Below are 5,223 nucleotides of genomic sequence, written 5' to 3' on the forward strand. Positions count from 1 at the left end.
GCGTCGAGGCTGGCCTCGTCGTCGAGCTTGGCCGCCATGGGCCAGCGCTCTCGGAGCTCGCGGAGGGTCCGCTTCAGGGCGGCGCTGGGTCGTCGCGCGGTCCAGCGGGCGAGGGGGTTGACGAGCGGGCGGCCCCCGGGGCTCAGCTGCTCGGCGGCGTTGCGCTGGAACCATCGCCGAAAGCTGTGCGCCGTGGGGAAGGCGTGGTCCGTGGCCTGCAGGGGGATCACGCCGTTGGCGTCGACGGCCTCGAGGCGCACGGGCAGCTGGCGCCCCGCCGAGGCGATCATCCGCGGGAGGAAGAAGCAGGGGTAGTCGTCGGTGGTCACCAGGCAGGCATCCTGGGCCAGGGCGGCGAGCAAGCCCGAGCCCGCGCCCGGGCGATCTTCGACGTAGGGGAGGTAGGTGACGCCGGCCTTGGCGAAGCGGCGGGCGTTGACGGCCATGCCCTCGAGCACGAAGCGGTGCATGCGGTCGCTGGCCCAGCGGTAGCCGACGCGCAGGGGCTCGAGGACCACGAGGGGTTTTTGCAGGCGCTCGGCGTGAAACAGGGCGTGCTGGAGGGCGAAGTTGTGCCGGGTCCGACGGTGGGCGATCATCCAGTGGAGCACGTGGGTGCCGTCGGGGTTGAGAGCCGCCGGGTTGACGGCGCGTACACGGAGCTTGGGAATGGCGCGGACCATGGCGATCACTCGACGTTCGCATGGATGACCCACGGGGACCGGCGAGGCCAGCCGATCGCCCTCGGGATGCGATCTATGTGCTTCCACCGCCCGCAAATCGCGCGTACCATGGGCGCTCGATGGCGAGCACTCTGGAGTACAACGCAACGCTCAAGGCCCGCGAGGACCTCTCCGACTACCTCGCCGTGTTCAAGGTCATCCCGGACACGCCCCTGCCCGAAGGCCGCTGGTTCGTCCCCGGTCAGTACCTGACCCTCGGCCTCAACAACGAGGACAAGCCCGAGCTCGGCAAGGTCCGCCGGGCGATGTCCATCGCCTCGCCGCCGCAGCAGCGCGAGACCATCGACTTCTACATCCGCTACGTCAACCGCCCCGAGAGCAACAACCCGCTGACCCACCTGCTGTGGAAGATGAAGCCGGGGGACCGCATCAACATGACCACCCGGGCGGTCGGCAAGTTCACCCTCGACGACACGGTCAGCGAGGACGACCCGCGCCTCAAGGTCTTCGTCGCTGCTGGCACCGGGCTCGCGCCCTTCACCTCCATCGTCGAGGCCGACATCGCCGCGGATCCCAAGGCGCGCCTCGACAAGTACGTGCTCATGCACGGCGCCAGCTACCCCAACGAGATCGGCTACAAGGCGCGCCTCGATCAGCTCGCCGCCGACAACGGGCTGCGCTACATGCCGACGATCTCCCGGCCCAAGGAGGCCCCGGAGTGGCGCGAGCACACCGGCCGGGTCGAGGACTTCTTCAAGGCCGAGCGCCTCGCGGACACCGAGAAGCTCATGGGCCTCGAGCCCGGGCAGCTGAGCCCCGAGACCGCCGTGATCTACATCTGCGGCCTGACCGGGACCATCGCCATGACCATCGAGCGCCTCTTGCACCGCGGCTTCGTGCCCTTCCACCGGCGCATCCGGCGGGCTCTGGGTGTCGCCGACGAGGTCGAGTCGACGATCCACTACGAGCAGTACGACAGCGAGCCCGTGCTCAAGGTCAAGGACCCCGACGAGCTCGCGCGCCTCAAGGCGCTGATGTCGGGCTAGCTCCTGGTGTGGGGAGCCTGGCCAAGGCGCGGCCAGTGAGTATGATGCGGGGCTCATGGCCGCCCCGCTCCCCGAGAAGCACCGCCTGCGCCCGCGCGAGCTGTTCTTCGTGTTCCTCGGCGCGACCACGGGCGGGGCGCTGGGCGTGCTGTGGTTCAAGCTCGTGCCCGAGGTGATGGACGGCCACGGGCTGTCCGCCGACGCCTTCTCGGGCCTCGCGGCCCTGTGCGTGTCGCCGCTGGTCCAGGCCTTGGTGCTGGTCGTGGGCGCCGTGCTGCTCGCCGCCGGGCTGGCCACGCGGATGAGCTCGGGCAAGGACACGGCGACGTGGATCATGGCCGCCGGCGACGTGCTCTTGTTCGGCGCCCTCGCGGTCAGCGTCAACGTGCTCTACGAGCCCGTGCTCTCGCGCCTAGGCCAGGACCCGGACGAGGCGAGCGAGCCCGAGCTCGACCCCGAGCAAGCGGCACAGGCCAAGGCCCGGGCCGAGGCCGCGAAGAAGGCCATCGTCGAAGACGACTGGGAAGATTGACGCCGAGCGAGGCCGGCTGGCTTCACTCGCACAGGTACTCGAACACGATCTCGCCCTGGGCCTGGAAGCGCTCGCAGGCCGCCCCGCACAGCTGGATGCCCGTGTCGTCGGCCGTGTAGACCCAGCCGTCCTCGGTCGCGCAGTCGGTGGCCTGCTCGACCGGCTCGTCGCCGACCACGACCAGCGCCTCGCGGCCCGTGTCGACCGTCTCGCCGAATTCGAGGGTGCAGCTGATGTCCGCGGTGATCGAGCTCAGCGCCGCGCTGAGCATGGCCTGGTCCTCGACCTGGTAAAAGGCGTACTCGCCGTCGAGGCCCGCGCCGCCGAGCTGGGCGACCTCGTGGAGCTGCTCCGCCGGGACCACCCCGGCCTGGGCGTCGAGCTCGGTGTCGATCTGGATGCCGACCACGTGGGTCGTGATGCCGTCCATGGACGCGTTGGCCACCGCGTCCTGCAGCGCCTCGTCGTAGACCAGCGAGGCCTGCCAGTCCGCCGAGTCCGCCGCGCAGTTGGCCGCCCCGTCCGTGACCAGGACCAGGAGCTTGGGGTCTTGGGTGTCCCGAGCGCGGAGGTGGTCCGCCGCCAGCTGAACCGCCGCCGCCGCCGGTGTGCCGCCCTGGGTGATCGCGTTGGGCCCGGGCAGCGCGCCGAGGATCGCCGCCCCCGTGTCGGCGCCCACCGCCACGTCGAGCTGCGTCGGCGCCAGGCAGGCCCCCTGCTCCCAGGTCGTCCCCGCATCGGCCGCAGGGAACATCGTGAGGCCCAGCTGCAAGCTCGCCTCCTGGCCGCTCACCACCTCGCTGATCACCCCGTGGAGGGCCTCCCAGCGCGTCTCATCCCCGAGCGGGTTGTCGCTCATGCTCCCGGAGCGGTCGACGACCAGGACCACCTCGGGGCGGACGATCGGCACGTCGACGGCTTCGGTGCAGACCTGCTCGGACTCGTAGTAGACCGACTTGATCGGGTGGTTGTTGCAGCCGCTGGCGCCAATCAGCGCGACGGACAGGGTGCAAAGGACGGGGAGGACGGCGAGCTTGTGTGGACGGACAGGCACGGTGGACTTGCAAAGCAAGTCGTGCGCCAACTCATGAATGGTGGGCTGGAGGGGGCTGTGGGGGTGAGGGCGGTGCAGGGTGCGACGTGGCGATGGCTACATTCGTCGGGGGAGGAGGTGAATTGGCAACAGGATGGGCCCGTCAACGCCGTTGGCGGTGGTCAGGTCAGCGTCAATGTGTATTGAGTTGGAACTAGGCGTTCGGGGTCTTCTGGGACCCATTTCTTCCGAGTTAGAAGAACCTCGCCGCCGCTGGCTTCGCCGTCCTTGTACTGGATGTTCGCGACGACGAAGAGCTCGGCGCGGTCGCCGAGTCGGCGCGCTTGGTCGACCTCGTTGTGGGTGACGATGACGGCGTCGCCGGCGGTGCTTGTGCCTTTGACCTCAACCGCGAGCTCGGGGTCCTCGTAGTTGTTGGGGTCCTCCGGTTGGGGCTCAGTGGTGCACGCGAGGTCGTAGCCTACGCGCTTGCCCTGAACCCGGAGCTCGGAGACGTCCCGGACATACCAGCCTCGCGCGGAGTAGTGACTCGCCGCGAGCTCCATCGCGCGGTTCTCGATTGCTGCGTTGCGAGCTGCGTCGCTCGAGCGTCCGGCGCTAGCCCTTTTCAAGCCCTGGATTGGCGCGTCGCGGTCCTCGATGGCAGGAAGAGAGCCGCGACTACTGTCGCGGGCGAGGTGACCGTAGTCCACACGGCCGCGGAGTCGCGTCTCCAAGAACGCAGGGTGCCACGAGCCCCCATCGAATTCGAGGTAGAGGCGCACGCGCTTTTGCCGGTTGCCGTCGCCGGTCTCGCGCTCTGAGCCGACGTCTTTCATGCTCGCGCCCAAGTCTCGGCGGAGCTGCTTCGCATCAATGTTATTGAGGTCGACGGGGTAGCCCCTTCGGAGCGGGATGAAGCGAGCTTGCTCTGATAGATGTTCGGTCTTCTTGGTGTCGATCTCGGCACGGGTCAACGTGGCGGTGTTTGCCCCGAGGCGCACGAGCAAGAGTTCAAGCCCGGCGTTGTAGTCCTTGTTGTAGCCGCCCCCGCAGCTGTCGAAGACAAGGCTCAATCCGTTCGTCTCTGGCTCGATCGTGAAGTTGGCGTCGAGTTCTCTGTCGTCATCCCAGATGGGCATGGCGCGAGCTTCGCGAGCCTTCGCGCTCGTTTGCAGTGACTTTGCGAAGGTTGACGATCTTTGCGGTCCATTCGGCGGCTTGCGCCCCCCTCGGCCTCCGCTCTACGCTGGGCACCCGAGCGCCCCCGATGGATCAACCGAGACACCCCGGCGACGACCCCACGGACGCGAGCGCAGGGCCGCTCGTCCCCGGCGCTCGCCTGGGTCGCTCGTTCGTGATCCGCGAGCTCGAAGAGGGCCCGAGCGGGGTGCGCTACGCGGCCTACGACCCCGAGCTGGACCGTCGCCTGGTCGTCGAGCTCTCGCACGGCGCGGGCTCGCGGGCGCTCCGCGAGGCTCGGGCGATGACTCGGGTCAGCCACCCCAACGTCGTCGCGGTCCACGACGCGGGCACCCGCGGCGACAAGGTCTATCGGGTCATGGACGCCGTCGAGGGCACGAGGCTGACGCAGTGGTTGGCGCAGCCTCGGGACTGGCGCGAGATCGTGCAGGTCTTTCTCGGGGCGGGAGAGGGGCTCTACGCGGCCCACGAGGCCGGGCTGGTCCACGGCGACTTCGCGCCGGGGAAGGTGATCGTGACGCCGGGGGGCGTCGCCAAGGTCACGGACTTTGGGCTGAGCTCGGAGGGGGACGAGCCGAGCCTGAGCCAGGCCCCGGCCCAGGAAGAGGAGCGGGTCGACGCGCTCATCGATGAGCTGGCGGGCTTCTTGGGGGGCCTGGGGGACTTTGGTGGCAGCGGAGACGAGGGCGGCGGTCTGGGCCTGGGCGGGCTGTTTGGCGCGGACTC

5 protein-coding genes and 1 pseudogene are annotated in these 5,223 nt (G+C 69.2%); 3 read left to right on the top strand and 3 right to left on the bottom strand.

Features of this window, described 5'->3' with window-relative positions:
* A pseudogene (locus PPSIR1_RS41075) lies at positions 1 to 683 on the bottom strand (deoxyribodipyrimidine photolyase); the annotation flags it as partial.
* 119 nt (positions 684 to 802) lie between these two features.
* Here PPSIR1_RS41075 and PPSIR1_RS41080 point away from each other — a divergent pair.
* On the top strand, positions 803 to 1,729 hold the full coding sequence (locus tag PPSIR1_RS41080) for a ferredoxin--NADP reductase (protein ID WP_006977259.1): 927 nt from the start codon (positions 803 to 805) through the stop codon (positions 1,727 to 1,729).
* A gap of 55 nt (positions 1,730 to 1,784) precedes the next feature.
* Positions 1,785 to 2,261: a hypothetical protein gene (locus PPSIR1_RS41085; protein WP_006977260.1), complete on the top strand. Its 477-nt coding sequence runs from the start codon at positions 1,785 to 1,787 to the stop codon at positions 2,259 to 2,261.
* A gap of 22 nt (positions 2,262 to 2,283) precedes the next feature.
* On the opposite strand, the gene PPSIR1_RS41090 is transcribed toward PPSIR1_RS41085, so the two are convergent.
* Positions 2,284 to 3,315: a vWA domain-containing protein gene (locus PPSIR1_RS41090; RefSeq protein WP_045117769.1), complete on the bottom strand. Its 1,032-nt coding sequence runs from the start codon at positions 3,313 to 3,315 to the stop codon at positions 2,284 to 2,286.
* Between the two features lie 161 nt (positions 3,316 to 3,476).
* A complete protein-coding gene (locus PPSIR1_RS41095; protein ID WP_006977262.1) occupies positions 3,477 to 4,436 on the bottom strand; it encodes a protein NO VEIN domain-containing protein in 960 nt (319 codons plus the stop codon).
* A gap of 128 nt (positions 4,437 to 4,564) precedes the next feature.
* On the opposite strand from PPSIR1_RS41095, the gene PPSIR1_RS41100 reads away from it, so the two are divergent.
* Positions 4,565 to 5,223: protein kinase domain-containing protein (locus PPSIR1_RS41100; protein ID WP_006977263.1), on the top strand; the 659-nt coding region annotated here is incomplete at its 3' end.

The sequence above is a fragment of the Plesiocystis pacifica SIR-1 genome (assembly GCF_000170895.1).
GTDB classification, from domain to species: Bacteria; Myxococcota_A; Polyangia; order Nannocystales; family Nannocystaceae; genus Plesiocystis; species Plesiocystis pacifica.

What these genes read in the sequence shown, in the direction of transcription:
- PPSIR1_RS41085 (WP_006977260.1), top strand. Translation starts at nt 1,785, where the DNA reads ATGGCCGCCCCGCTCCCCGAGAAGCACCGCCTGCGCCCGCGCGAGCTG.
- PPSIR1_RS41095 (WP_006977262.1), bottom strand. Translation starts at nt 4,436, where the DNA reads ATGCCCATCTGGGATGACGACAGAGAACTCGACGCCAACTTCACGATC.
- PPSIR1_RS41080 (WP_006977259.1), top strand. Translation starts at nt 803, where the DNA reads ATGGCGAGCACTCTGGAGTACAACGCAACGCTCAAGGCCCGCGAGGAC.